Origin of the sequence: Bradyrhizobium sp. HKCCYLRH3061 (assembly GCF_051168015.1) — a bacterium.
In the GTDB taxonomy this organism is placed as follows: Bacteria; Pseudomonadota; Alphaproteobacteria; order Rhizobiales; family Xanthobacteraceae; genus Bradyrhizobium.
In genome coordinates, this window is sequence record NZ_JBNPUE010000003.1 from 358389 (window position 1) to 383556 (window position 25168).

The 25168-nt window shown below is 66.5% G+C and carries 26 protein-coding genes; 7 read left to right on the top strand and 19 right to left on the bottom strand.

Annotated features, from left to right (window positions below):
- Positions 1-29: 29 nt before the first annotated feature.
- Positions 30-2348 (bottom strand): CHASE3 domain-containing protein, encoded by a 2319-nt coding sequence (locus tag ACQR2C_RS08475; protein WP_434880899.1) that lies wholly within the window; start codon positions 2346-2348, stop codon positions 30-32.
- A gap of 456 nt (positions 2349-2804) precedes the next feature.
- A complete protein-coding gene (locus ACQR2C_RS08480) occupies positions 2805-3446 on the bottom strand; it encodes a BA14K family protein (protein WP_315800184.1) in 642 nt (213 codons plus the stop codon).
- 163 nt (positions 3447-3609) lie between these two features.
- Here ACQR2C_RS08480 and ACQR2C_RS08485 point away from each other — a divergent pair, with 163 nt between their 5' ends.
- Complete coding sequence (locus ACQR2C_RS08485; RefSeq protein ID WP_315800436.1) at positions 3610-4020, top strand: NADH:ubiquinone oxidoreductase subunit NDUFA12; 411 nt, start codon at positions 3610-3612, stop codon at positions 4018-4020.
- An 88-nt stretch (positions 4021-4108) separates the two neighbouring features.
- On the opposite strand, the gene ACQR2C_RS08490 is transcribed toward ACQR2C_RS08485, so the two are convergent.
- Complete coding sequence (locus ACQR2C_RS08490) at positions 4109-4807, bottom strand: DJ-1/PfpI family protein (protein ID WP_434839463.1); 699 nt, start codon at positions 4805-4807, stop codon at positions 4109-4111.
- A 172-nt stretch (positions 4808-4979) separates the two neighbouring features.
- Here ACQR2C_RS08490 and ACQR2C_RS08495 point away from each other — a divergent pair, with 172 nt between their 5' ends.
- The 5 genes from ACQR2C_RS08495 to ACQR2C_RS08515 all read left to right on the top strand — a co-directional run bounded on the left by ACQR2C_RS08495 (position 4980) and on the right by ACQR2C_RS08515 (position 9199).
- Entirely contained in the window at positions 4980-5921 is a 942-nt protein-coding gene (locus ACQR2C_RS08495; RefSeq protein WP_434845919.1) for a GlxA family transcriptional regulator, read from the top strand.
- A gap of 111 nt (positions 5922-6032) precedes the next feature.
- Positions 6033-6323, top strand: coding sequence for a hypothetical protein (locus tag ACQR2C_RS08500; RefSeq protein WP_434872723.1), 291 nt, complete (start codon positions 6033-6035; stop codon positions 6321-6323).
- Positions 6324-6467: 144 nt separating this feature from the next.
- Complete coding sequence (locus ACQR2C_RS08505; protein ID WP_316236588.1) at positions 6468-7226, top strand: SDR family NAD(P)-dependent oxidoreductase; 759 nt, start codon at positions 6468-6470, stop codon at positions 7224-7226.
- A 22-nt stretch (positions 7227-7248) separates the two neighbouring features.
- On the top strand, positions 7249-8499 hold the full coding sequence (locus ACQR2C_RS08510) for an NAD(P)/FAD-dependent oxidoreductase (RefSeq protein WP_434872890.1): 1251 nt from the start codon (positions 7249-7251) through the stop codon (positions 8497-8499).
- Positions 8500-8530: 31 nt separating this feature from the next.
- A complete protein-coding gene (locus tag ACQR2C_RS08515) occupies positions 8531-9199 on the top strand; it encodes an amino acid ABC transporter permease (protein ID WP_315780581.1) in 669 nt (222 codons plus the stop codon).
- Positions 9200-9361: 162 nt separating this feature from the next.
- Here the strand turns inward: ACQR2C_RS08515 and ACQR2C_RS08520 are convergent, their stop codons facing one another.
- From ACQR2C_RS08520 to ACQR2C_RS08560, 9 genes are all read right to left on the bottom strand, one after another.
- Positions 9362-10243: a transporter substrate-binding domain-containing protein gene (locus tag ACQR2C_RS08520; protein ID WP_009030182.1), complete on the bottom strand. Its 882-nt coding sequence runs from the start codon at positions 10241-10243 to the stop codon at positions 9362-9364.
- 123 nt (positions 10244-10366) lie between these two features.
- Positions 10367-11380, bottom strand: coding sequence for a Na+-dependent transporter (locus ACQR2C_RS08525; RefSeq protein WP_434880900.1), 1014 nt, complete (start codon positions 11378-11380; stop codon positions 10367-10369).
- A gap of 102 nt (positions 11381-11482) precedes the next feature.
- Positions 11483-12547, bottom strand: a complete 1065-nt coding sequence (locus tag ACQR2C_RS08530) for a ketopantoate reductase family protein (RefSeq protein ID WP_315800176.1) — start codon at positions 12545-12547, stop codon at positions 11483-11485.
- 261 nt (positions 12548-12808) lie between these two features.
- Positions 12809-13423 carry a YitT family protein gene (locus ACQR2C_RS08535; protein WP_434880901.1) on the bottom strand — a complete coding sequence of 205 codons (615 nt, stop codon included), beginning with the start codon at positions 13421-13423 and terminating at the stop codon, positions 12809-12811.
- Between the two features lie 25 nt (positions 13424-13448).
- Positions 13449-14615, bottom strand: coding sequence for an amino acid aminotransferase (locus tag ACQR2C_RS08540; RefSeq protein WP_434880902.1), 1167 nt, complete (start codon positions 14613-14615; stop codon positions 13449-13451).
- Positions 14616-14806: 191 nt separating this feature from the next.
- Complete coding sequence (locus ACQR2C_RS08545) at positions 14807-15142, bottom strand: hypothetical protein (RefSeq protein ID WP_315800173.1); 336 nt, start codon at positions 15140-15142, stop codon at positions 14807-14809.
- 72 nt (positions 15143-15214) lie between these two features.
- Complete coding sequence (locus ACQR2C_RS08550; RefSeq protein ID WP_315800172.1) at positions 15215-15571, bottom strand: cupin domain-containing protein; 357 nt, start codon at positions 15569-15571, stop codon at positions 15215-15217.
- Positions 15572-15752: 181 nt separating this feature from the next.
- Positions 15753-16715, bottom strand: coding sequence for an alpha/beta hydrolase (locus ACQR2C_RS08555; protein WP_315800171.1), 963 nt, complete (start codon positions 16713-16715; stop codon positions 15753-15755).
- A gap of 45 nt (positions 16716-16760) precedes the next feature.
- Positions 16761-17534 carry an SDR family NAD(P)-dependent oxidoreductase gene (locus tag ACQR2C_RS08560; protein WP_316180775.1) on the bottom strand — a complete coding sequence of 258 codons (774 nt, stop codon included), beginning with the start codon at positions 17532-17534 and terminating at the stop codon, positions 16761-16763.
- A gap of 212 nt (positions 17535-17746) precedes the next feature.
- On the opposite strand from ACQR2C_RS08560, the gene ACQR2C_RS08565 reads away from it, so the two are divergent.
- A complete protein-coding gene (locus ACQR2C_RS08565) occupies positions 17747-18733 on the top strand; it encodes a DUF2155 domain-containing protein (protein ID WP_434880903.1) in 987 nt (328 codons plus the stop codon).
- A gap of 7 nt (positions 18734-18740) precedes the next feature.
- Here ACQR2C_RS08565 and aat read toward each other — a convergent pair whose 3' ends face one another.
- The 7 genes from aat to aroQ all read right to left on the bottom strand — a co-directional run bounded on the left by aat (position 18741) and on the right by aroQ (position 25087).
- Positions 18741-19421, bottom strand: a complete 681-nt coding sequence (aat, locus tag ACQR2C_RS08570; RefSeq protein ID WP_315800168.1) for a leucyl/phenylalanyl-tRNA--protein transferase — start codon at positions 19419-19421, stop codon at positions 18741-18743.
- Between the two features lie 59 nt (positions 19422-19480).
- Entirely contained in the window at positions 19481-20569 is a 1089-nt protein-coding gene (locus ACQR2C_RS08575) for a sensor histidine kinase (RefSeq protein WP_434880904.1), read from the bottom strand.
- Positions 20566-21003 (bottom strand): response regulator, encoded by a 438-nt coding sequence (locus ACQR2C_RS08580; protein WP_172109443.1) that lies wholly within the window; start codon positions 21001-21003, stop codon positions 20566-20568. Before ACQR2C_RS08580 ends, ACQR2C_RS08575 begins: the two co-directional genes overlap by 4 nt.
- Positions 21000-22520: a sensor histidine kinase gene (locus tag ACQR2C_RS08585; protein ID WP_434845926.1), complete on the bottom strand. Its 1521-nt coding sequence runs from the start codon at positions 22518-22520 to the stop codon at positions 21000-21002. Before ACQR2C_RS08585 ends, ACQR2C_RS08580 begins: the two co-directional genes overlap by 4 nt.
- A 117-nt stretch (positions 22521-22637) precedes the next feature.
- Complete coding sequence (gene accC / locus ACQR2C_RS08590; protein ID WP_315800165.1) at positions 22638-23987, bottom strand: acetyl-CoA carboxylase biotin carboxylase subunit; 1350 nt, start codon at positions 23985-23987, stop codon at positions 22638-22640.
- 83 nt (positions 23988-24070) lie between these two features.
- Positions 24071-24556, bottom strand: a complete 486-nt coding sequence (gene accB, locus ACQR2C_RS08595; protein WP_315712201.1) for an acetyl-CoA carboxylase biotin carboxyl carrier protein — start codon at positions 24554-24556, stop codon at positions 24071-24073.
- A gap of 51 nt (positions 24557-24607) precedes the next feature.
- Positions 24608-25087: a type II 3-dehydroquinate dehydratase gene (aroQ, locus tag ACQR2C_RS08600; protein ID WP_315800163.1), complete on the bottom strand. Its 480-nt coding sequence runs from the start codon at positions 25085-25087 to the stop codon at positions 24608-24610.
- Between the last annotated feature and the right edge of the window lie 81 nt (positions 25088-25168).

The window sequence follows — 25168 nt, forward strand, 5'->3', positions numbered from 1 at the left end:
TCGCAGTTCCGATCCGCGCGATGGTCAAGTCAGGAGAAGTGAGCGCGCGTCGGCGCGTCCTCGGAAAAGGCATTCTCGGCCAACGCATCATCGGCCAGGGTGTCATCGGCGGGGCCTGCCAGCGCGAGCCGCACCATCTTGGCGAGCTCCGACTTGCGATAGGGCTTGGTGAGCAGGAGCGCCGCCTGGTCGAGACGGCCGTGCTCGACCATCGCGTTGTCGGTATAGCCGGAGGTGTACAGCACCTTGGTGCCTGGCCGCTGCCGCAGCGCCTCCTCGGCGAGCTCCTTGCCGTTGACGCCGCCGGGCATGATGACGTCGGTGAACAGGAGATCGAAGCTTTGGCCGGAGTCGATCTTGGCCAGCGCCTCGACCCCGGTCGATGCGGTGATGGTCTTGTAGCCGAGGCTCTGCAACTGTGAGACGACGAAATCCTGCACCAGTGGATCGTCCTCGACGATAAAGATCGTCTCCTCGCCGCGCGGCGGCGGCGGCTCGGGCGGAGCAGGGCTCGCAGCCTGTCCCTTGGGCACGGGGATGTAGAGCCGGATCGTGGTGCCCCGTCCTTCCTCGCTGTAGATCTTGATGTGGCCGCCGGATTGCTTCACGAAGCCGTAGACCATGCTGAGGCCGAGGCCGGAGCCCTTGCCGGCTTCCTTCGTCGTGAAGAACGGTTCGAAGGCGCGGTCGCGGACCTCCGGCAACATGCCAGTGCCCGTGTCGCTGACGGCGACCATGACATAGGGCCCGGGCGTCACGCCGGCGTTGGCTGAGGCATAGGCCTCATCGAGCACCACCCGGCGCGATTCCAGCAGCAGCTTGCCGCCATTGGGCATCGCGTCGCGGGCGTTGATCGCCATGTTGACCAGCGAGTTGGCGAGCTGCGCCGAATCGATGTGCGTGATCAGCGTCTCGTCTTCGAGGATCGAGTTGATCTCGATCTGCTCGCCGAGCGTCGGACGCAGCAGCTTTGCGATGTCGAGAATCGTGCTGTTGACGTCGCTGTCGCGCGGATGCAGCGGCTGCTTGCGGGCAAAGGCGAGCAGATGCCGGATCAGCTCGGTGCAGCGGTCTGCCGCCTGTCCGATCAGCGCTGCGGTCGCCGCGGCGGCGGGGCGGTCTTTCACCTCGTCGGCCAGCGTCTCGATGGTGCCGGTAATGATCGTCAGCATGTTGTTGAAGTCGTGTGCGACGCCGCCGGTGAGCTTGCCGATCGCATCCAGCTTCTGCGCCTGCTGCAGCAGCCGCTCGGTCTCGTGCGCCGTGGTGATGTCGTGATAGACCATCGCCGCGCCGGTAATGCCGCCCGCGGCGTCGCGCAGCGGGCGGCCGGAGATCATCAGCCGCAGCGTCTCGTCCCGGTCGGGCCGGTAGACGATCAGCTCGCGGCGGTCGAAGCTCTCGCCCCGCAAGGCTCGCGGCGTCGGCAGGTCGTGGGCTGCGACAGGCGTCACGCCGTCGCTTTCGTAGACGCGCAGCCGCGCGCGGACGTCGGCCAGATTCTTTTCCGGGCTGTAGCCAAGCAGATGTTCGACCGCGGGGTTCGAGAATACCACGGTGTCCGCGGCATCGATGACGAGCACGCCCTCTGCCATGCTGTTGAACGTGTTCTGCAGGATCTCGGCGGAATGGCGCAGCTTCTCATGGGCGGCGATCAGGTCGAGATGCTGCTGCTCGGCCTTTTCCGCCAGCGAGATGGCCTCGGCTTCGGACCGGACCAGCGACGCGCGCAGCGCACGATCGTGGAGATAGGTCCGCCGGATGAGGTAGAAGGCGATGATCAGCAGCAGCGCGAGGCCGCACAGGTCGATCGTGAGCAACAGCGATCCGGTGGCCTTCGACGTCATCGAACGCTGCGTCAGCAGCTCGCGCTGATCGGCAACGAAACGGTCGAGATGGGCCGTGATCTCGCTCATGGTCGCCGGGCCTTCGGCGCGGCTTCTGAGCGCTTCGAGCCCCGCACGATCGGAGGCGGCGCGCAACCGGATCAGCTCCGCGGCGAGCTCGACCCTGCGGGCAACCAGGGCTTCGGTCTCGGTCAGAAGCTTCAGCGTTTCGGGATTGTCGGCCACGGCGCGCCGCAGCTCGGCCATGGCGACCGGAACTTTCGTGCTGACATCGGCAAACTCCGTCCTGAACTGATCTTCACCGACGAGTGCGTAGCCGCGAGAGGCCGCTTCCGCTTCGCGTAGCAGCAGGCGCAGATCGGAGGTCTTCTGCAGGATGTCGAGCGATGAATTCACCCAGGCCGCGTCGTGGCGCGACTTGATGTCGAGCGCCGTGGACGCGGCGCCGATCGCCAGCAGCGTTCCAAGACCGAGCCCCAATGCGAGGCGCTGATAGGTCATCTGCGTTTCTCAATCATCGACATGTCCGCCAGCTGGGCCGGGGATCATCGCGGCCAGCCACATGCATCCGAGTTTCGATGCAGCTGCGTCCAAGCAGTGAAGATATGTCGGCAAGGCGCGCCTCCTTGTTCGAAGTTCTTGGCGCGTTCGCGGGCGGCAGGCCCAAGCCGCTCACCCGCGGCGTTTGCACTGCGCGAGTCCCGCGAAAATCCATGTGTCCATCGACTGATATCAACCAAGCCTGCGAAGCGGCCAAACGGGCAGAATCACGAGCTGAAACGATATTGGACCGGAACGGGCCGATCATCTGCACGTCGCGGGGCACATTTTGAAATATGGGCGAAAATCAGCCTGCAACGTGGCGCATTAGACACAAAACTAACAACAATACGGCACGAAAAAGGCGGCGAGGATAGCCTCGCCGCCTTCTGTTGTCGTAGCTACGATGTCAGACTCTTACGGGCATGGGTGGCGAATGCCATCATAGCCAAGATAAGTTCCCGAAGCCGGATCATACGAGCGGTACCTGCGTGCGCAGTAGCTCGGGTCGACGCCTTCGGTTCCAACGACGGCGACAGGCGCGGAGTCGTCATAGTACGAGTAGTCGGAGTAATAGTCGGGTCCGTAATAATACGGATCATTGTAGTAGGCATAGCTGCTGCCCAACCCGATTCCGACGCCAACGCCGACGCCCGGCCAGAAGCCGCCGCCGCGGTGATGCCAGCCGCCACGGTGGCCGCCATGCCAGCCGCCGCCACTCCAATTGCCGCCGCTCCAATTGCCGCGGGCGCCACCCGTGTTGACGGCGACGTTGGCGCCGGCCGCCGGACCGCGACCCGCCAGCGCTGCACCGCCAACGGCTGCGCGTCCCGCGAAGCTGCCGCCGCTCATGCCGCCGCCACCCGGACCGGCCGCAAAGCCGCCGCGTCCGCCGCCGCCGATCGCACCGCCACCGCCCCCGCCGATGGCGGCACCACCGCCGCCGCCCGGACCACGACCGCCGCCGCCCGGACCCTGGGCAAAGCTCGTCGTCGCTGCCGCCAGCGGCAGAATCAGCGCCACTGCCGCCGCCGTGCTCCACGTCTTCAGTCTGGTCATCGTTATCGCTCCATCAGGGGGAAAATGACCTAACCGCAGGCCGCGGATGTCGTTCCCCGCCGTGAACCGATACATCGTCGCGGGCGGAGGCGGTGCAACACTGGACAAGATGCGGGCGGGGTGGCATCAGAACCGGGACCTTCACAGAACCGGCCCCAAGCCCATGAAACAGTTCTTTCTCAAGCTCTTCACGTGGTGGAACGGCCAGACTTTCGGCACGCAATTGTGGACCTGGCGCTTCGGCGAACTCGTGGGGCAGGATGCACAGGGTAACCGCTATTATCGGACCGCCGGCGGCAAGATCGATCCGGTGCTGCATTTCGAGCGGCGCTGGGTGATCTATAACGGCCTGGCCGAAGCGAGCCGTATTCCGCCCGAATGGCACGGCTGGATGCATCACATGGTCGACGTGCCGCCGACTCAGGACGGCTACAAGCCGCGCGAGTGGGAAAAGCCGCATCAGCCGAACCTGACGGGGACCGCGCTGGCGTATCGCCCGGCCGGCTCGACCTTGGGCAGCGGTCGCAGGCCGAAGGCCACCGGTGATTATCAGCCCTGGACTCCTGGCGGCTGATTCGACGTCGCGCGAGATGACCTCGATCGGAAGAGGCTGCCCGAGCTCCGGGCGGCCTCTTTGCTTTCGCGAGCCTGCCAAGCCTGCGCTACGTCGGATTGATCCTGAGGGCGGCCGCCGCATGCTCCGCCGCCTCGATTCGCCGCTTCCGGGACGGTGCGATCCGCTCCAGCATGCGTGACACCACCTCGGGCGGCGCCGTGTCGGGGGAACCAGCGGTGAAAGGGGGCGCCGGATTGTATTCGAGCCTGAGCTGGATGGCCTCGGCCGTCTGGCGATCGACCAGCTGCGCCACCAGGGTCAGCGCGAAGTCGATGCCGGCCGTGACACCGCCGCCGGTGATCCGGTTACGGTCGATGCAGACGCGCTCTGTGCTGACGGTGGCGCCGAACAGCGGCAGGCACTCGCGCGCGCTCCAATGGGTCGCTGCGCGATAGCCGTTCAGCAGGCCGGCGGCGCCGAGCGCCAGCGAGCCCGTGCACACCGACGTGACGTATCTAGCCCCTTCGGCCTGGCGGCGGATGAAGCCGATGACTTCGGCGTCGCCGAGGATGGCATCGACGCCGAAGCCGCCGGGAATGCAGATCACGTCCGCCTGCGGACAGTCGGCAAAGGTCGTCGTCGGCAGGAGTGTGAGAACTGAGTCGGTCGGGATCGGCTCGATCTTCTTCCAGACCAGGTGCAGCGTCGCACCGGGCACGCTCGAGAACACCTGTACCGGTCCGGTGAGATCGAGCTGGGTCACCTGGGGAAACAGAACGAGAGCGATCGAAATCGGTTGGTGCATGGCGGTGCTCGCAGGTCTGGTGCTTGACGACGGTCATTCTGCATGGTCCGTTGGATGGCTCATATGCCAAAGTTCCCTCGTTTCCGGACAGATTTGAGATTCCATACTTGAGGTCTCAAACTTAGGATCACGGACTTGGGATCACCGACTTGGGATCACGGAGCCATCCACTATGATTGGCGTGCTCATCTATCCCGATTTTCAGTTGCTCGACGCTGCCGGACCGATCTCGGTGTTCGAGATCGCTTCGCGCTATGCGCGCGCTGTGCCATCGATCAGGGTTGTCGCCGCCACGCCCGGACCCGTGCGGTCGTCATCGGGGGCCGAGATGCTGGCGCGCAAATTCGGTCCGGTGTCGGCGCTGACCACGCTGCTGATCGCCGGCGGCGAGGGTGTGGAAGCCGCGAGCCGCAACACATGCACGCTGAACTTCGTTCGCAAGGTCGCGCAGCGCGGCACCAGGCTTGCCAGCATCTGTTCCGGTGCCTTCGTGCTGGCCGAAGCGGGCCTGCTGGACGGGCGGCGCGCGACCACACATTGGCAGCGCACGCGGCAGTTCCTGCGCGCCTACCCCCATGTGAAGCTCGAGCCTGACAGCATCTATGTCCGCGACGGCAACGTCTGGAGCTCGGCTGGGATCACTGCCGGCATCGATCTCGCACTCGCCATGGTCGCCGACGATCACGGCGAGGAGATCGCGCAGAAGACCGCACGTCAGCTCGTGCTGTACCATCGCCGCAGCGGCGGGCAGTCGCAGTTCTCCTCGCTGCTGGAGCTGAAGGCGCCGAGCGGCCGCTTCGCCGAACTCCTGACCTGGGCGCGCGAGCATCTCGATGCGCCGCTGACGGTCGACGACCTTGCCGAGCGTGCCGGCATGAGCACGCGGCATTTCACCCGCGCCTTCGTGGCCGAGACCGGCACGACGCCGTCGAAGGCGATCGAGCGTCTCAGGCTGGAGGTGGCGCGCGATCGGGTGCAGGCCTCGCATCAGCCGATCGAGCTGGTGGCCGAGGCGACCGGCTTTCGCGATCCTGAGCGGATGCGTCGCGCCTTCATTCGCGCCTTCGGCCAGCCGCCGCAGGCCCTGCGGCGCGCGGCACGCCTCACCGGCTGATCTGCATCAGTGGATGAGCGGTCGTGGGCGACGATCGTCGATGGCAATTGAAACAATTTAAAGTTGTGTCTCGCGCGTAGAGTGCGCATACTGAATGTATTGCCATTGTTCATGGAGGATACGATGCGCGTATTTCTGTCCCTGATTTTGTTTGCTGCTGCCGCGGTCGGCAGTGTCGACAGCGCTTTTGCGGCAAAAGCCGAAGTCACCGGAATGTGCGTCTGCAAGAAAGGCGGCAGCACGATCGAGACCTATAGCGAGACGATCTGCGTGAAGAACGATCATGCGGGCTGCACATCCGCGAAGGTCGCCTGCGTGAATGCCTATGCCGCCACCTGCAGCGGCAAGGGCGGCACGATTTCCCAGTCGACCAACAAGTGCAGTGTCGGCGCCAAATGCTGAACAGCTGATCAGCTAGACGTTTCCGAACGTCTGTGACACGCAGACCCGCGCGGCGGACATCGGTGCATGTCCGTCCGCGTGTTGGCATCGGCAGGTGTGAGACCTATAGTCCGCCCCGCGAAACCGAGGGGTAGACTAGGCACGATGCGTGTCACCATCATCACCGGCAGCGGAGCCGGCATCGGCGCGGCCGTGGCGCGCCGCCTCTCCGCGCCGGGACAGGCCGTGATGCTGCACGGGCAGGGGGCCGACGAAGCGGGTCTGGCGCGTCTGCGGGAGGTCGCTGCGGCGTGCCGCGAGGCCGGCGCCGAAGCCGCGTTTCATTGCGGTGACCTGGCAAGGCCGGGTGTGGGCGCCGAACTGGTGGCGGCGGCCCGCACGCGGTTCGGCCGGATCGACGCGGTGGTGCATGCCGCCGGCTTTGCCGACCGCCGCAGCTTTCGCGATCTGCCGCGCGACGGGCTCGACCGCTCGCTCGCCGTGATGCCGGCGGCTTTTCATGAGCTCGCCAGCGCCGCACTCCCCGACCTCATGCGAAGCGCGGATGCGCGCGTCGTCGCGATCTCCAGCTTCGTCGCGCATCGCTTCGTGCCGGGCGGCACCTTTCCCGCCTCGGCCGCCGCCAAGGCGGCGCTGGAGGCGCTGGTGAAATGTCTCGCCATCGAGCTGGCCGCGTGCGGCGGCACGGCGAATGTCGTCGTGCCCGGCTACACGCGCAAGGATGCGGGGCGGCTCGGCTCGCTCGACCCGGCCGCGTGGCAGACGGCGGCGGCGGCCAATCCGCAACAGCGCCTCGCCGAGCCCGACGACATCGCCGCCGCCGTGACCTTCCTGCTGGCGAAAGACGCCGGCCACGTCACCGGCGCGTTGCTGCCGGTCGATGGCGGCCTGACCCTGATGTAAGCAGCAGATGGATCGAGTGACGATGGAGAGCGTGCAGCAGACAGCCGACGTGGTCGTGCTGGGAGCGGGGATCGTCGGCGTCTCCTCCGCCTACGCCATTCGGGAGCGCGGGCTTTCGGTGGTGCTGGTCGACCGCAAGGCGCCGGGCGAGGAGACATCGTACGGCAATGCCGGCATTCTGTCCTCCGGCTCGATCCTGCCGCTCAATAAACCCTCGCTGTTCTCAGCGCTGCCGTCCTATCTCGGCAACCGGAGTGCAGCCCTGCGCTGGGATCCGGCATGGACTCTACGTAACGTCGAATGGGTGCTGCGCTTCCTCGCCAATGCCGTGGAGTCCCGCGTCAGGCCGCGCGCCACCGCGCTGCATGGCCTGATCGGCGCGTCGCTGAAACTGCATCGCGACTGGATCGTTCGCGCCGGCGAACCGCAGCGCATCCGCGAGACCGGCTGGCTCAAGGCCTGGCGCAGCGATGCGATCGCCGCCGCCACGGCCGAGCAGGCGTTCCTGGCCGAATACGGCATCGAGAGCGAGCTGCTCGACCGCCAGGGCATTTCCGCGCTCGAGCCGAACCTGCTGCCGGTCTACAAGGTCGGCCTGCTGCACAGCCAGACGGCGTCGGTCGACTCGCCCGGCAACGTGACCAAGGCCTATGCGCGGATGTTCGAGGGCGCGGGCGGTGTGCTGCGGCAGTCCGAGATCAGGGCCCTGCTGTCGGACGGCGACGGCTGGCGCGTCGTGCTCGGCGACGGCGAGATCCGCGCCCGCCATGTCGTGGTCGCGCTCGGACCGTGGTCGCCCGACATTCTCAGGTCGCTGGGCTACCGGGTGCCGATGGCGTTCGAGCGCGGCTACCACCAGGAGTTCACGCCCAATCCGGCGCGCATGCTGCACCGTCCGATCCACGACGCCGAGGGCAGCTTCCTGATGACGCCGATGGAGAACGGCGTGCGCGTCACGTCCGGCGTCGAGCTGACCGATCGCGATGCACGCTCGAACTTCGCCCAGCTCGAGCAGGTGGTGCCGCTGGCGCGCGGCGTGGTCGAGTTCGGCGAGGCCGTGGCCCAGCCCTGGCGCGGCGCGCGGCCGACCTTGCCGGATTCGCTGCCGATGATCGGGCCGGCGCCGCGGCATTCCGGCCTGTGGCTTGCATTCGGCAACCAGCATATCGGCTTCACCACGGGGCCGGCCACGGGCGCGGCGATCGCCGCGATGATCGCGGGCGAGGCGCCGTCGTTCGACGCCTCCGCCTTTGCTCCGAGCCGGTATCTGTGAGGGGCCGCGACCGCGTCACGCCGGAGCTGCGATGAACTACACCTGGGATTTCGCCATCCTCGCCAAGTACAGCCATCTGTTCTGGGTGGGGCTCGGCTGGACCATGGCCTACACGCTCGGCACCATCCTGCTCGGCTCGGTGATCGGGCTCGTCGTCGGCATCGTCAGGCTGCGCCGCCCGGTCGTGATCGACTGGCTGCTGATCGGCTATATCGAGCTGTTCCGCTGCACCCCGCTGCTGGTGCAGATCATCTGGTTCTACTACGCGTTCCCGGTCGTGATCGGCGTCAACATTCCGGCGCATGTCGCCGCGGTCACCGTGCTGTCGCTCTATGCCGGGGCGTTCTATGCCGAGATCGTGCGCGGCAGCATCGAGAGCGTGCCGCGCGGGCAGTGGGATGCGGCGCGCGCGCTCGGTCTGCGTCCGTGGCGGATGATGCGGCTCGTGATCCTGCCGCAGGCCTTGAAGCCGATGCTGGCGCCCTACGTCAACCAGTCGGTGACGCAGTTGAAGAACACCTCGCTGGTGTCGGTGATCGCGGTGCCGGATCTCGTCTACAACGCGACCTTGATCAACGCCGACACCTACCGGCCCCTCGAGGTCTACACCATCATCGCGCTGATCTATTTCGCGATCCTGTTTCCGGCCACGCTCTTGGGCCGCCGTTTCGAGCGCGGTATGACGTACGACAAGGCGTGAGAGGCTCGGCGTAGCAACATCCTCGCCGTCATTGCGAGCGCAGCGACTTGTCCGCCATAGCCTGAAGGGCGACGGAGGAAGCAATCCAGGGCGGCACGCGTAGGCCTGGATTGCTTCGTCGCTGCGCTCCTCGCAATGACGGCGGAGAGAGCGCAGCTGCGCTTAGATATTCACCTCGACCGGCACGTCCTCGGCCTTGACGCCGGCCAGCCCCAGGCCCTTGACGAACCATTCGCGCATCTGGCCGATGCCGCGGTTGTAGTCGATCCACACCGCGAGGAAGTCGCGCCAGCGCTTGTCGGCCTCGCGGCGCACGCCCATGCTGGAGGGGATCGCGACCGACGGCGACTGCAGGATCTTGTAGGTGCCGAGGTTGGGGTTCTTGGCGATCGCGGTGAGGCCGAGGATCAGTGCGTTGACGACGACGTCGACGCGGCCCGATGCCATCTCCAGCATCACCTCGTCGCGCGACTTCAGCGACTTGATGGTCGCGTTCGGCGCAAAGCGCCGGGCCACCGCCTCGTTGGCCGAGCCGACGTCGACGGCGATCTTCACTTCCGGCTTGTTGATGTCGGCCCAGGTCTTGGCCTCCATGCCCTTCTTCAGCATCGCGCCGAACGGATGCGGAAACACCGTGCCGCAGAAGTCGATGACCAGCGCGCGCTGCGGCGTCGGGTTGAGCGCGAAGCCGAGATCGATCTTGCCGGCCTGCAAATCGAGCACCGAATTGCCGTAGGTCGACTCGACATATTCGAGCTTCACGTCGAGCAGCTTGGCGATGTCGTTGGCCATCTCGATCGAGAAGCCCGACCACGTGCCGGAGGCGAGATCCTTGTTGAAATAGGGCAGCTCGCCCGGCAGCACGGCGATGCGCAGCACCTTGTTGGCGCGGACGCGGTCGAGCGTGTTGTCGGCGGCCGCCTGCGCCGAAGCCGGCGTCGTCGTCATGGCGGACGCGAGCGCGGCACCGGAGCCGATCGCGAGCGCGTAGCGCAGCGCCTCGCGGCGGTCTTCGGAAATTGTCTGATCGTCTGATGGGGTCACATAATCCTCCTGCACCAACAGGCGCGGAGCGTAGCGCCGGCCTTTCACGCCAGCAACAACCATGTCGGCCTTGATAGTAAGCGGCTGGCCGTCGTCATGCCGGCTCGGCCAAACGCCGCTGCCTCATTCCGATGCAGGACTGATCAAGCCGTGATCGGTCCCGCCGGATGGAAGCGGCCTTGGACGCAGGCGCTCGGCGAGCGGCCGCAACAGTTGCGGAGCGAGGTGAATCGGGAACTGGCTTATCGCGAAATACAGCCAGGTGGTGCCGGGGATCGCGCCCTCGGTCGCCGCGAGCATCAGCCCCATGTTGCGCAGCGACACCATCATGCCGAGCGCCATCGCGCGTTCGCGCCCCGCACCGCGAAACAGCAGCATCGTGGTACCAAGCAGCAGGAAGAACACCGCGAAGGCGAGCAGCGCCAGTCCCAGCATGCGGAACGGGCTCGCCGCCAGGTCGGCCAGAAAATGCGCCATGATGGCGGAAGCGAACACGAACAGGATGAGGATGTTGAAGCCGTCGATCGGCGCGCGGTGGCGGCGGATCGCGTCGCTGCCGAAGGCAAGGCGGATCGCGGCCGCCGTAGCCAGCGCGCCCGCAAGGATGGCGGCGAGCTTCAGCCCGAGCGCGGCCGGAGACAGTGACAATGTCTCGCCCAGGAACACATAGGCGAACAGCGGCGCCGTCAGCGGCACCAGCGCGGTCGAGGTCACCAGCGTGATGAGAACGAGCGTCGCGTCGAGCCCCATCAGCGCGGCGAGCGCGGGCGAGGCCATCATCGGCGAGGCCGTCGCCTGCAGCATCAGCGCGAGATGGAGGTCGGGCGCGGCGGCATCGACGCCCGTGGCGCGCGCGATCGTGCCGACCAGCGCCGGCACGGCGACCGTGGTCCAGGCCGTCGCGGCCACCACCAGCAGCGGCCGGCGCAGATGCGCTGTCAGCATCGCGACGTCGACGCGCATGAAGGAGATGCAGAGCAGCAGGAAGATCGCGTGCGTGACGTAGGGACGCGTGAGCTCGCCGAGCGGCGGCACGGCGATTGCCGCCAGCAGCACCGCGACGATGGCGCGGGTGCCCTGATTGCCGAGCCAGCTCAGGGCCTGCAGAGGAAAAGCGAGAGGCCCGAGGGACGGCATCTTCATTCCGAACGATGGGAATCAATGAACGCGCGAACCATGCGTTGGCCGCGCGTTCATGCAAAGTCACATCTGGTTACGGACGATGTCGGCGCCCGCGCGTCATTGCGCGCTGGAGCCGCCGACCACGATCTTCTCGTTGAGCTTGAAGTCGACCGTCTGCACTGTCTGATCGATCTCGGGGTTGGGCATGCCGAGCTGCTGCGAGATCAGCTTCACCAGAAGGTCGACGCGCTCGATGAAGGGCGCGCCGGCGGCGACGGCGCGCGCGGCCGACGACGGCTTGAGCAGGCTCTCGGCCGCCTTGGCGTATTTCTCGAACGGCACCTGGTCGCTTGGATCGGCGCCGAGCTTGCGCGCGATGGCGTCGACGTGCTCGTAGATCGATTTCGACTGGGCGAGGTTGCCGTGCACGGCGTCGCGGATCGCCTGCGGCTCGCCGCGGGTGATGCAGCGGTAGTTGCCGGTCAGCAGCATCGACCACTTCGCCAGCGGCACGAACAGCGAGTCGAACACCTTCAGCTTCACGGGCACGTCCTGGCCGTCGAGCCTGACCGCGTCGATGTCGCGCTCGAGCTCGCGCAGCAGCGCGTTGTGCGTTTCGTCCTCGAACGCAGCGGCCTTGAAGTTGGTCGGCAGGCCGACATGCAGCACGTTCGCGCCTTCCTCCGGCGGACGGAAGGCCTGCGGATCCGGCGAGCACAGCGTCACCAGCCCGGGCGTGAAGCGTTCCCACACCGCGGGATTGGTGTAGGCCTCGTCGAGGTCGACATTGGCGAGCGCCGGGATGCGCTTGAGATAGGGCAGCGGCGGCATGTTCATGATCGAGAGGCACGGCAGCCTGGCCTCGGCGATCTTCACCATCAGCACGCGAATGGTGTGGTTGGTGTATTGCGGCTCCTGCATCGCCAGGCCGACCAGGTCGTAGCGCGACAGGTCGACACTGTCCGGCGTGGCGGCGTCGAGCTTGCCCGGCAGGTCGCGCGAGAAGATCGAGCGGTGCGTCGGCTCGTCGCGCAGCTTGATGCGGACTTCGGTGCCGTCGCGGTTGATCAGCTCCGCCGTTTTCTTGCGGCAGACCAGCGTCACGTTGTGACCGGCCATCAGCAGCTTGGTGCCGAGGAGGGAGCCGTAGGAGGCCCCGAGAATCAGGATGTTGCGTGCCATGCCTTGGTCGTCCCCAGAGATCGGTTCGAGATTTCGCGTTCGCGTTTCTTATTGGTGATCCAGCCGGACCGAAGAGTCCGTCAGGCGCCCCGCAGGGGCGGACGGAGGCGGTAACCCATTGCCTCGGTTGCTGGCATACCAGAGCTTTCATCCCATGGAATGCGCCGTCTGGCAAGGTGCAGCGCACCCAGGCGGCACCCGGCGCGTGTCGCGGCCGAGCCGGCCAGGCGCGATCGACCTTGCGCTTGGAAATCCGGCGGCTCAGCTCAGCGCCATATAGCGCCCGGGCTTGTGGTTGATCGCGATGATGACGTTGACGATCACGATGCCCAGGATCGACAGCGCCAGACGGTTGACCGGGATGACGAAGAACGCGGCGATCATGATGAGGAAGTCGACGGCGAGCTGGAAATAGCCGGCGCGGATCTTCCAGTGCTCCTGCAGATACAGCGCCAGGATGTTGATCCCGCCGAGCCCGGTGCGATGCCGGAACAGCATCAGCAGGCCGGTCCCGGTCAGGCCGGCGCCGATCACCGTGGCATAGATCGGATCGATATGGCTGATTTCGATCCATGACGTCGTCAGCCGTGAGAACAGCGCGACGAGCCCGACCGCGACGAAGGTCCGGATCGTGAATGGCCAGCCCATGCGCCGGACGGCCAACGCATAGAACGGCAGATTGATCAGGAAGAAGCTGACGCCGAAGCCATAGCCGCTGACGTAGCTCAACAGCAGCGACAGGCCGGCGGTGCTGCCGACCAGCAGCACCGTCTTGCTGTAGATGAGCATGCCGAGCGACACGAACAGCGTGCCCAGCGTCAGCGCCATCGCGTCCTCGTAGAGCTTGTGCCGCTCCTGAGCGACGATCTCGGTCACGGCCTTGGTCCTTGCAGGCGATGGCTCAAAGCGACTTGAACAGGCCGGCGACGCGCGCGACGTCGGCGAGCTTCAGGCCTGCGATGTTGATGCGGCCCGAGGTCGGCATGTACACGCCGTGCTTTTCGCGCAAAGCCATGACCTCGGCCGGCGTCACCGGCAGCAGCGAGAACATGCCTTCCTGGACGCCGATCGCGATCGTGTTGGACCAGCGCCCGCCGAGCGCCTCGGCAAAGCCGCGCCGCAGGCTCGCCAGGCGGAGCCGCATCGACTCGAGCTCCTCGCTCCAGTCGCGTCGCAGATCGGAGCTGTCGAGAATGGTCTTCACGATCGCCGAACCATGGTCCGGCGGCATCGAGTAGCTGGTGCGCGCGATCGCGACGAGATTGGAGCGCGCGGTGTCGGCGGCTGCCTGCGACGTCGCGACGGCATAGAGCGCGCCGGTGCGCTCACGATAGAGCCCGAAGGACTTCGAGCACGACACGGCCACGAGCGCCTCGGGGACGGCCGCGATCATCGTCCGCAGGCCGGCGGCGTCACCTTCGAGCCCGGCGCCGAATCCCTGGTAGGCGGAATCGATCAGCGGCACGAGCCCGCGCGCGGCGATCACGGCGGTGATGCGCGCCCAATCCTCCGCGCGCAGCGGGGCACCGGTGGGATTGTGGCAGGAGGCGTGGATCAGGACGGCGTCGCCGGGCGCGGCGCGCTGCAGTGTCTCCAGCATGCGGTCGAGCTGCAGCGTCTGCGAGGGCACGTCGAAGTAGGGATAGGTCTCGATCTCGAGCCCTGCCGCGGCGAAGATGCCGGCATGGTTGGGCCAGCTCGGCAGGCCGAGCCAGATCTTGCCGGTGCCGGCCTGGCGAACCAGATCGGCTGCGAGGCGCAAGGCGCCGGAGCCGCCCGGCGTCTGCACGCCGGCGGCGTGGACCGGCAAGGCCGTGCCGCCGACCATCGACCACAGCAGGTCGAGGAATGCCTGGTCGCCTTCCGGCGCCACATAGCTCTTGCTGTCCTGGCTCTCCCAGATGATGCGCTCGGCAGCTTTCACAGCGCGGAAGATCGGCGAATGGCCGGCCTCGTCACGATACACGCCGACGCCCAGATCGACCTTGTCCGCTCTCGGATCAGCCTTGAAGATGCCGATCAGAGCGAGCAGGGGGTCATCGGGTTGGTGGGTCAAGCGGTCGAACATCGGGGCGATCCTATTGGAGGATGGTCTCGCCAGACGGCCATGGGCCGTCCTTGCGGGCGACGGGACACTATCTTGGTTGCAGCGCAAAAACAGCGGACATTTCGGCGATGCTCCGCTTCGTCTGCTGCATGGGCGGCCGTTGCGCCCTCAGAACTGGCCCTGGCCTGCCTGAGCGTACTGAGCGACAAGCGTCAGCGACTGCCGTCTGAGCCAGAACGAGGCTCGGGAGACGGCTGTGGGGACTCGTTGCGGATCCTGCTCGCGCGCTTGGCGGCAAGCTGGGAGCGAACCCTGCCATCGACTTTGCGTCCGGTCGCACGCTGCCATGTCCGAAGCTCGGCGGCGGTCAGGATCACCTTCACGACACGCTGGTCTGGACGATCGCCGATCGTGTCGATGACCTCCTGAACGCTGGTCAGCCATTCTTCGTAGGTATCGTGCAGATCTGGGCAGATACGCCTGATATCATCCCACTCCTCGGGCTTGAACCAAGCCAGCGCAATCTCCAGAGTTGGCTCCATGTTCATCCTGCTCACCTGTCCGCTCCGAATGATATCTCAAACTCGCGGAGTCCCGAAGCTCTGACGTCTTTCGGCGAGTCAGATGCGCGGCTTGGGCGCGGGCACCCGGTCGGAGTCGCCTGAGTTCGGTTCGCCCTTGGGTTCGATCAGGAGCACCTTGACCTCTTTGGCCGCGCGCGGCCGATGGACGACGCCTCTGGGAACAACGAACAACTCGCCGGCCTTCACCGTTCGCGAGGGCTGACCTTCGATATCCATTTCCATCTCGCCTTCCAGGACGAGGAAGAAGTCATCCGTCGTGTCATGCTTGTGGAACGGGAATTCTCCCATGAACTTCACGACCATCACGTCATTGTCGTTGTAGTCCGCGACCACGTGCGGGTCCCAATGGCCTGAGAATTGGCTCAGCTTGTCGGCGAGGTTCACGGTCTTCATGCGCGAGTCTCCTGCTGCGAGGATTGAGATGTGGCTGTCCAGTCGTCCCGGCTGGTTTGCACGGGATGTAGCTGTTGCTCGAGCGCGAGCAAGCCGATCTCACACGAGACGACTTCGACCGCATGTGAGCGCGACCCGCGAACTCGCGGGTCGTTGTGTTCCGAGCTCAGCGCGGTAACGCTCAGATGCCGCCGGGCCGATCGAGCTGCTTCAGCCAGACGCCGATGTCGCGCGCCGCGACATTGGCCTGGTCGAGCAGCTTGCCCATGGTGAAGAAGCCGTGGAACTGGCCGGGATGCGTCCGATAGGTCACCGGCACGCCGGCCTCGCGCAAGCGCCGCGCGTAATCGTCGCCTTCGTCGCGCAGCGGATCGGCGCCTGCGGTGAGCACATAAGCCGGCGGGAGCCCGACCAGGGTTTCCGCCTTTGCCGGCGAGGCCCGCCAATCATGGATGTCGGCGGCACTGTTGAGATAATGGTCGCGAAACCAGCGGATCACCGAATGCGTCAGCAGCACGCTGGTCTCGGGCTCGCTGTGCGAGGGATGGCTCATCGAAAAGTCGGTGGCCGGATAGATCAGCACCTGGCCTGAGAGCTTCGGGCCCTTGCCGTCACGCGCCGAGAGCGCGACGACGGCGGCGAGATTGCCGCCGGCGGAATCGCCGCCGACGCTGAGCCTGGCTGCATCGATGCCGAGCGCGGCGGCATTGTCGGCGATCCATCGTATGGCCGCGGCGGCGTCGTCGACCGCGGCCGGAAACTTGTGCTCGGGCGCGAGGCGGTAATCAACAGAGATCACGATCAGTTCGCCTTCGTGCGCCAGCGCGCGGCAGACCACGTCGTGCGAGTCCAGATTTCCGATCACCCAGCCGCCGCCGTGATAGAACACCAATCCCGGCGCAAGACCGTTGGTCTGCCGCACCGTTTTTGGCCGATAGAGCCGGGCCGGGATTGCGCCATGCGGGGCAGGGATGGCGAGGTCCTTGACCTCCGCAAGCTCGGGCGGCTCGGGATTGCTGACGACGCGCGCGGCCAGGTAGTAGTCCCGCGCCTCCTGCGGTGTCAGCGTCTCATAGGCCGGCCGACCGGCCTCCTGAAATGCCTTGTAGACGGCAGCGGCATCGGCATCGAGTTGCACGGGCATTGCAAAAACCTGTCGGGTTGAAAAGACGGTCGAGTGGAAGGGACGTCAGGCGGCGGTGCGGCCACCATCGACGGTGTAGGCTGCGCCGGAGACGTAGCTCGCATCATCGGAGGCGAGGAAGGCGACGATCGCGGCGACCTCCGCGCCCTGGCCGAGCCGGCGCGCGGGGACGCGGTCGACGACCTTGTCGGCCGGCACGGGAGCGCCGCTGCGCCCTTCGATGATCGCGCTCAGCATGCGGCTCTCGATCAGCCCGGGGCAGATGCAGTTCACGCGCACATTGGTGCCGGTGCATTCCCACGATGCGCTCTTGGTCAGGCCGATCACCGCGTGCTTGCTGGCGCTGTAGACCGCGATCTGTGGCGAGCCGATCAGGCCGGCGATCGAGGCGGTGTTGATGATCGAGCCGCGGTTCTGCTTCAGCATCACCGGCAGCACGTGCTTGAGGCCGAGAAAGACCCCGACCACGTTGACGTCGAGCACGCGGCGGAACGCCTCCAGCGGATACGCCGTGATCGGCTTGATCTCGCCTTCGATGCCGGCATTGTTGAAGAACACGTCGATGGTGCCGAACCGATTGCAGGCCTGTCGGACATAGGCCGCGACCTGGTCCTCGTCGGTGACGTCGGCGGCCACGGCGAAGGTCTCGGCGCTTGCGGGCAGGCCGGCCGTCGCGGCGGCGAGATCGGCCTCGCGCCGGTCGACGGCGACGATGCGGGCGCCCCGCGCGGCCAGCAGCCGCATGGTCGCGGCGCCGATGACGCCGGCCGCGCCGGTAACGACGGCCACCCGGCCGTCGAGACGGATCGAATCAGACATCGGTTTCCTTCCCTTTGACGCCGGTTCCGTCCGGCTCTTGATCACGACTATCTCATTGGATGAACCGGCTGACCAGCACGCGGCGTGCTGGCAGCTCGCCCTTTCCCCGCCGTATTCGGCATGTTAACGGGAGGGCTGATCGAGAGCGGCGGATGGGTCATGACGCGATTTGATTGTCCCGAACCCCGATTCGCCTGATAAAGCCGCGCGAGATGCACCGAACAATCGTCCTGACCGGTATCGCGGCATTGCTGGCCGCCACATCCCTCACGCTGTCCGTGCCGGCGCGCGCGCAGATCGGTACCATTTTCTCCGATCCGGTTCCGCGCCCGCCGGGCAACATTCCGCGCCGTGGCGAGCCGATTCCGCCTCCCGAGGAAGAGGAGGAGATCCCCGAGCTGCCGCAGGGCCGGGTGCTGCCGGCGCCGACCCGGCCGCCGCCAGGGCAGGGCGCCGCCCTGCCGGGTCCGGTCCAATCCCAGCCGCTGGCGCCGCCGCCGGGAACGACGATCCTGCCACAGAACAATCCTCCGGTCGCGGCCGTGCCGCCGCCCGGCCAGCCGGGGGCTGCGCCCGGTCAGCGGCAGGCGCCGTCACGCGGCGCACCCCAGAATGCGGCGATCCCGCCGAACGGCGCGGTACCGCAAACCCCGGCCACCATCCAGCCGGGCGACGAGGTCGTGACCGAACCGCCGGCGCAGAAGATCGTCAACAAGAAGGCGAGCTTCTCCGGGCTCGACAAGATCACCGGCCGCATCATCAATTTCGACGAGGAAATCGGCGAGACCGTGCAGTTCGGCGCCCTGCGGGTGAAAACCGATGCCTGCTACACGCGGCCGGCCACCGAGGCCGCCAACACCGACGCATTCGTGGAGGTCGACGAGATCACCTTGCAGGGCGAGGTGAAGCGCATCTTCTCGGGCTGGATGTTCGCGGCCAGCCCCGGCCTGCACGGCGTCGAGCACCCGATCTACGACATCTGGCTGGTCGACTGCAAAGAGCCGCAGACCACGGTCGTCAGCGCCGCGCCGGATCAGAAGCCGGCCGCGGCGCCGCAGCCTGCGCAAAAGCGTCCGCCGCAGCAGCGGCAGGCGGCGCCCAGGTCGCCACCGCCGCCGCAGCAGTATCAGACCCAGCAGGTGCCGCCACCACCGCCGCCGCCCCAGGCGGGCGGACCGTTCGGCGGAGTGTTCAGATAACCGGCGCTCAGCCGCGCGCGGCGATGATCGCGAGTGCCTCGGCGCCTGAGATCGGCCGATCAACCGCCAGCCTGGCGAAATTGGCGGCCGGCCCCCTCAGGGCCTTTTCGAGCAGCACGGTGTAGCGCCGGCGCGGGATCTCGAGGGCGCCGAAGGTCTTGAGGTGCTCGGTGACGTATTGGGTGTCGAGCAGCTCGAAGCCGCCGGCGATCAGCCGCGCGACGAGATGCACTAGCGCGACCTTCGAGGCGTCGCGGGTGCGGTGAAACATGCTCTCGCCGAAGAAGGCGCGGCCCAGGCTGACGCCGTAGAGGCCGCCGACCAGCTCGCCATCCTGCCAGCATTCGACGCTGTGGCAATGGCCGAGCGCGTGGAGGCCGCTATAGAGCTCGCGGATGCGCTTGTTGATCCAGGTGTCCTCGCGGCCGGGCTGCGGCGCGGCGCAGCCATCCATCACCGCCTTGAAGGCCTGGTTCACGGTCACGGTGAAGGCATCCGACCGGACCGTGCGCGCCAGGCGCGAGGCGACGCGAAAGCCGTCGAGCGGAATGACGCCGCGCAGCTCCGGCTCGACCCAGAACAAGGTCGGGTCGTCGGCGCTTTCGGCCATCGGGAAGATGCCGCAGGCATAGGCACGCAGCAGGACCTCGGGCGTGATCTCGGACGCTGCAGAGTCGCGCGTATTCATGGGATCAGCATAGCAGGCCGATGCCGGGCGCGCGATGGTCGCGTGTCGGCTGCGTCGGCTCAGCCAACCGCGGCAGAGGCGGGCTTTGGAGCATCCTTTTCGAGCCGGAAACGGACCACGATCTTGGTACCGGCATGGCTCGGATCGGGGCCGACGTTCGCGTCGAGCTTGGTCGCCATGGCGCTGACGATGCGCTGGCCCATTCCGGTCGAGCGCGGATCGCTGGTTGCGTTGAGGCCGACGCCGTTGTCGGCAATCGACAGCACGATGTCCTCGCCTGCAAGCTTCAGCTCGACATGGATCGGGCCCGGCCCATCGGGATAGGCGTATTTGACCGCGTTCATGACCAGCTCGTTGACGACGATTCCGATCGCGACCGCGCGATCCGGGTCGATCTCGACCGGCTCCGCCTTCAGGGTCAGCCGCGACATCCGGTTGCCCTCGGCCGAGCGGCGCAGGTCGTCGAGCAGCGAATCCAGATACTGGTTGAGCAGCACGCTCTTGAGATCCTGGGACGTGTAGAGGCGGCGGTGCACCTGTGCCACGGCGGCGACGCGGCCCATGGCGTTGGTCAGCGCGGCCTTGACGTCGTCCTGATTGCTGGAGTTGGCCTGAAGATGCAGCAGCGAGGCGATGATCTGGAGCGAATTGCCGACGCGGTGATTGACCTCGCGCAGCAGGACCTCGCGCTCGGCGGCCAGCGCCGCGTAGCGGTCGCGTGACGCCCGCACCTCGGCCTCGGCCTCGTCGCGCGCCTTCTGCAGCCGTGCCTGCCGCACCGCGCCTTCGGCTGCGACCTGCAGCAGCGGGATGAACTCGCCCTGCACGTCCTTGACGAGGTAGTCGGCCGCGCCCGCCTTCAGGGCCGTGACCGCGATCTTGGAATCCTGTGAGGCGGTGACGAACACCACCGGCGGTGGTTCGGGCAGCGCCATGATGCGCTCCAGCGTCTCGAGCCCGTCGAAGCCTGGCATGTACTGGTCGAGCGCCACGACGTCGATGCCGCCGCGCTCCAGCCGCTGCAAGCCCGCGCTGCCGTCGCTCGCGTGTTCCACCGTGAAGCCCAGGCGCTTGAGCCCGCGCTCCACCAGCCGCGCCAGCGCCGCGTCGTCGTCAATGTAGAGCAGCGTGGGGGCGGCGGAGCTCATGCGGCGGGCGGAACCTGGATGACGGAGAAGAACAGGCCGAGTTGGCGAATGGCGTTGGCGAAGCTTTCGTAGTTGACCGGCTTGGTGATGTAGACGTTGCAGCCGAGTTCGTAGCACCGCTTGATCTCCTGCGAGTCGTCGGTCGTGGTGAGGATGACCACGGGCGCGCTCTTCAGGAAGCTGTTCTGCTTGACCATCTTGAGGATGTCGATGCCGGTCATGTCCGGCAGGTTCAGGTCGAGCAGGATCAGCAATGCGTGCCCCTTGTGATCGAGGCCGGTGCCGTCAGCACCCAGCAGATACTTCACGGCATCTGTACCGTTGGTGAACGGCTTGATTTCGTTGTTGACGCCGGAGCGGCGGATGTTGCGCTCGATCAGGCGGGCGTGGCCTTCGTCGTCCTCGATCATGATGATCGTCACGGGCATGGTCATCGGTCTGAATTCCGGTTTGAGGCGTTCCAGTTGATCGGGAGCGTGATGGTGAACGTGCTGCCCTGGTCGAGCTCCGATGCGACCGACATGGTTCCGCCGAGCCGGCGCACCAGGGCGCGGACATGCGCCAATCCGATCCCCTGACCCGGACGGTCCTGGGTCCCGGCGCGGCGGAACAGGTCAAAGATACGTTGGTGATCCCGGGGATCAATCCCCCGGCCGTTGTCCGTGATCTCGAAAATGGCGAAACCGAGCTTGGTGCGGGCGCGAATGGCGATGTCGCCGGGAACGCCCGGCTTGAGATATTTGATGGCGTTGTCGATCAGGTTGGAGAAGATCTGCTCCAGCGCCAGGCGGTCGCTGACGATGGCCGGCAGCGGTTCCAGGCGAATGGTGGTGTCGGTTTCCGCCGCCTGATGCGCCAACGTCGAGACGATGCCTTCGATCAGTTCGCGGGTATCGATCCGTACCGGCACGAACTCGCGGCGTCCCTCGCGGGTCAGGTTGAGGATCGCCGAGATCAGCCGGTCCATCTTGGCGATCGAGGACTTGATGAAGCCGAGGGCTTCGGTGAAGTCCTCCGAAAGCTGCTTGTCGGCGCCTTCGAGCTCGGGCTCGGTGCCTTCCGCCGGCGGCGGCGCGTCGGAGGCCGCCCGCGCCAGCGTCGCAATCCGCCGGAAGATATCGTTGCGCAGTTCGTCGAGCTCGCTGGTGAAGCCCATGATGTTGACCAGCGGCGAGCGCAGGTCGTGGCTCACGATATAGGCGAAGCGCTGGATCTCCTCATTGGCCTCGCGCAGATCGGCGGTGCGCTCGTCGACGGTGGCTTCCAGATTGAGATTGCTCTCGCGCAGCTGTGCCTCGGCATCGTCGCGCGCGCGGGTCGAGCGGCGCACCAGCAGCACCGAGATGATGGCGAGCACGACGACCAGCGCCGAGCCGGTGATGGTGACGATGGCGGCGAGCTGCTGGCTGGCATCGGCATTGGCGGTCCGCAGCGCCAGCAGCCGCTCCTCCTCGAGACGCATCGCCTCGGCGGTGTCGCGCATGGTCTTGCTGCTGCTGGTCGAGCCCGCGTCGCGGACCAGGGCGATCGCGGCGGCGAGGTCGCCGCGCGCGACCAGCAGCTTTTCGCGGTCGAATTGCGACAGCCGGGTCTCGATCACGCTGCGCAGCGTGGCGAGATTTTCAACCTGGGCGGGGTTGTCCGCGACCAGCCCATGGAGCTTCTCGAGCACCGGCCCGATCGCCGCGACGGCCGCCTCGTGGTCGTTGAGGAACTCCTGTCCCTGGGTGAGAAGGTAGGCCCGCGCCGCGCTCTCGGCGCGCCGCACCTCGAGCAGCAGGGCGTTGATCTGGTTCTCGGCCTCGACGGTGTGCACCACCCAGGCGCTGTCGCTGCGGGCCTTGTTGACCAGCAGAACCGACGCCGTGCTGACCGCGACAAGCACGAGGAAGCCCGCTGACAGCAGCAGGACCTGTCCCAGCGTGCGCCTTCGTCTCACCTCAGGCGCCACCGCATACTCGCACGTCGTTGAAAATCACTGCCCCCTGGCGGAACTGATCCGACCCACCAGAACGCGGCTGCGGCCGGATGGTTCCGCTTCGGATGACAGTTTTCTGAATGCGGCCGCTCAGTCGGTCTTCTGGCCGGCCAGATACTGCTCGAGCCAGTGGATGTGATAGTCGCCGTCGATGATCGCGGGCTCGCGGACCAGGGCGCGGAACAGCGGCAGCGTGGTCTCGATGCCGTCGACCACCATCTCGTCCAGCGCGCGCCGCAGCCGCATCAGGCACTCGACCCGGCTCTTGCCGTGGACGATGAGCTTGCCGACTAGCGAGTCGTAATAGGGCGGGATCACATAGCCCTGGTAGACGGCGGAATCGATGCGGACCCCGAGGCCGCCGGGCGGATGGTACTGCTGGATCTTGCCGGGCGAGGGCCGGAAGCTGACCGGGTTCTCTGCGTTGACGCGGCACTCGATCGAGTGGCCGTTGATGACGACCTGGTCCTGGCTCATCGGCAGGTCGCCGCCGGCGGCGATGCGGATCTGCTCCAGCACGAGGTCGATCCCGGTGATCATCTCGGTGACGGGATGCTCGACCTGGATGCGCGTGTTCATTTCGATGAAATAGAACTCGCCGTCCTCGTAGAGGAATTCGATGGTGCCGACGCCGATATATTTCAGCTCCTGCATCGCCTTGGCGACGGTATTGCCGATCTTGGCGCGCGCGGCCGCATCGAGCACCGGGGAGGGGCCTTCCTCCCAGACCTTCTGGTGGCGGCGCTGCAGCGAGCAGTCGCGCTCGCCGAGATGGATGGCGCCGCCGCGGCCGTCGCCGAGCACCTGGATCTCGATGTGGCGCGGCTTCTGCAGATACTTCTCCAGATAGACCGAGGCGTCGCCGAACGCCGATCTCGCCTCGTTGGCCGCTGTGGTCAGCGCCAGCTGCAGATCGGCCTCGGTGTGGGCGACCTTCATGCCGCGGCCGCCGCCGCCGGCGGCAGCCTTGACCAGCACCGGGAAGCCGATCTCCTTGGCGATCGCCATAGCGTCCTGGTCGGGCGTCACCGCACCGTCGGAGCCGGGCACCACCGGAATACCCAACCGCTTGGCCGTCTTCTTGGCCTCGATCTTGTCGCCCATCAGGCGGATGTGCTCCGCCTTCGGCCCGATGAAATGCAGATTGTGGTCCGCAAGAATCTCGGCGAAGCGCGCGTTCTCCGACAGGAAGCCGTAGCCGGGATGCACGGCGTCGGCGCCGGTGATTTCACAGGCGGCGAGCAAAGCGGGGATGTTGAGATAGCTGTCCTTCGACGGCGGCGGCCCGATGCAGACGCTTTCATCGGCGAGACGGACATGCATCGCATCGGCGTCGGCGGTGGAATGCACCGCGACGGTGGAGATGCCGAGCTCCTTGCAGGCCCTGAGGATGCGAAGGGCGATTTCGCCGCGATTGGCGATGAGGATCTTGTCGAACATGGTGCCTCGGGCGCGAGTGGCGAGTAGTGAGCGGCGAACGTGGAATGGTGGACCATTCGCGGGTCGCCGTCTGCTAGTCGCGCTTATTCGATGATGACGAGCGGCTCGCCGAACTCCACGGGCTGGCCGTCCTCGACCAGGATCTGCGTCACCGTCCCGGCGCGCGGGGACGGAATCTGGTTCATCGTCTTCATCGCCTCGATGATCATCAGGGTCTGACCGACAGACACCTTGGAGCCGACCTCGACGAACGGCTTGGCGCCGGGCTCGGGTGCCCAGTAGGCGGTGCCGACCATGGGTGAGGGCACCACGCCGGGATGTTTTGACAAGTCCGCGCCGGCGGCTGCCGCGGTGGCGGCCGCAACCACGGGAACGCCAGCGGCAGCCGTTCCGATGGCCGAATGGACGGCCGCCGCAACGGTCACGTTGCGGGCAACACGGATGCGAAGGCCGGCACGCTCCAGCTCGATCTCGGTCAGGCTGGTCTCGTCCAGCAGCGCTGCGAGCTCGCGAATGAGCTGGCTGTCTTCGGATTTCGCGATGGTCTTGTCGTCGGGCTGGGGCGCCATGATCTGATCCGGAACGTTGGGAGGCGTGAGGACTGTGACGTCAGGCTTGCGCTAGATGTCGGTCTGCGTGACGGCTTTGGCGCCGATCTTGGCGGCGAGGCCGGTGATCGCCAGCCGGTAGCCGTCGATCCCGAAGCCGCAGATCGAGGCAAACGCGGCCTTCGCGGTGAAAGAATGGTGCCGGAAGCTCTCGCGGGCGTGGATGTTGCTGATGTGCACTTCGACGGTGGGGATCTTCACCCCCATCAGCGCGTCGTGCAAGGCAATGGAGGTATGGGAGTAGGCGCCGGCATTGAGGATGATTCCGACCACACCGCGGCTGCGGGCCTCATGGATGTGATCGACGAGCACACCCTCATGGTTCGACTGCCGGCACTCCGCCGTCAGGCCGAAGCGGGCGGCCGTCTCGACGCACAACCGTTCCACGTCTGCCAGGGTGGCATGGCCGTAGGTCTCCGGCTCGCGGGTGCCCAACAGGTTGAGGTTGGGTCCGTTGAGGACATAGATCGTGTTGTGCGCGGCGTCGGCCATTCCCATCCCGGCGGTGTGGCGGCAGTGGGCGGCGTTATAGGTAACAAAGCCGCCAAGGGGAAGCCTTTCGGCAGCCGGGTA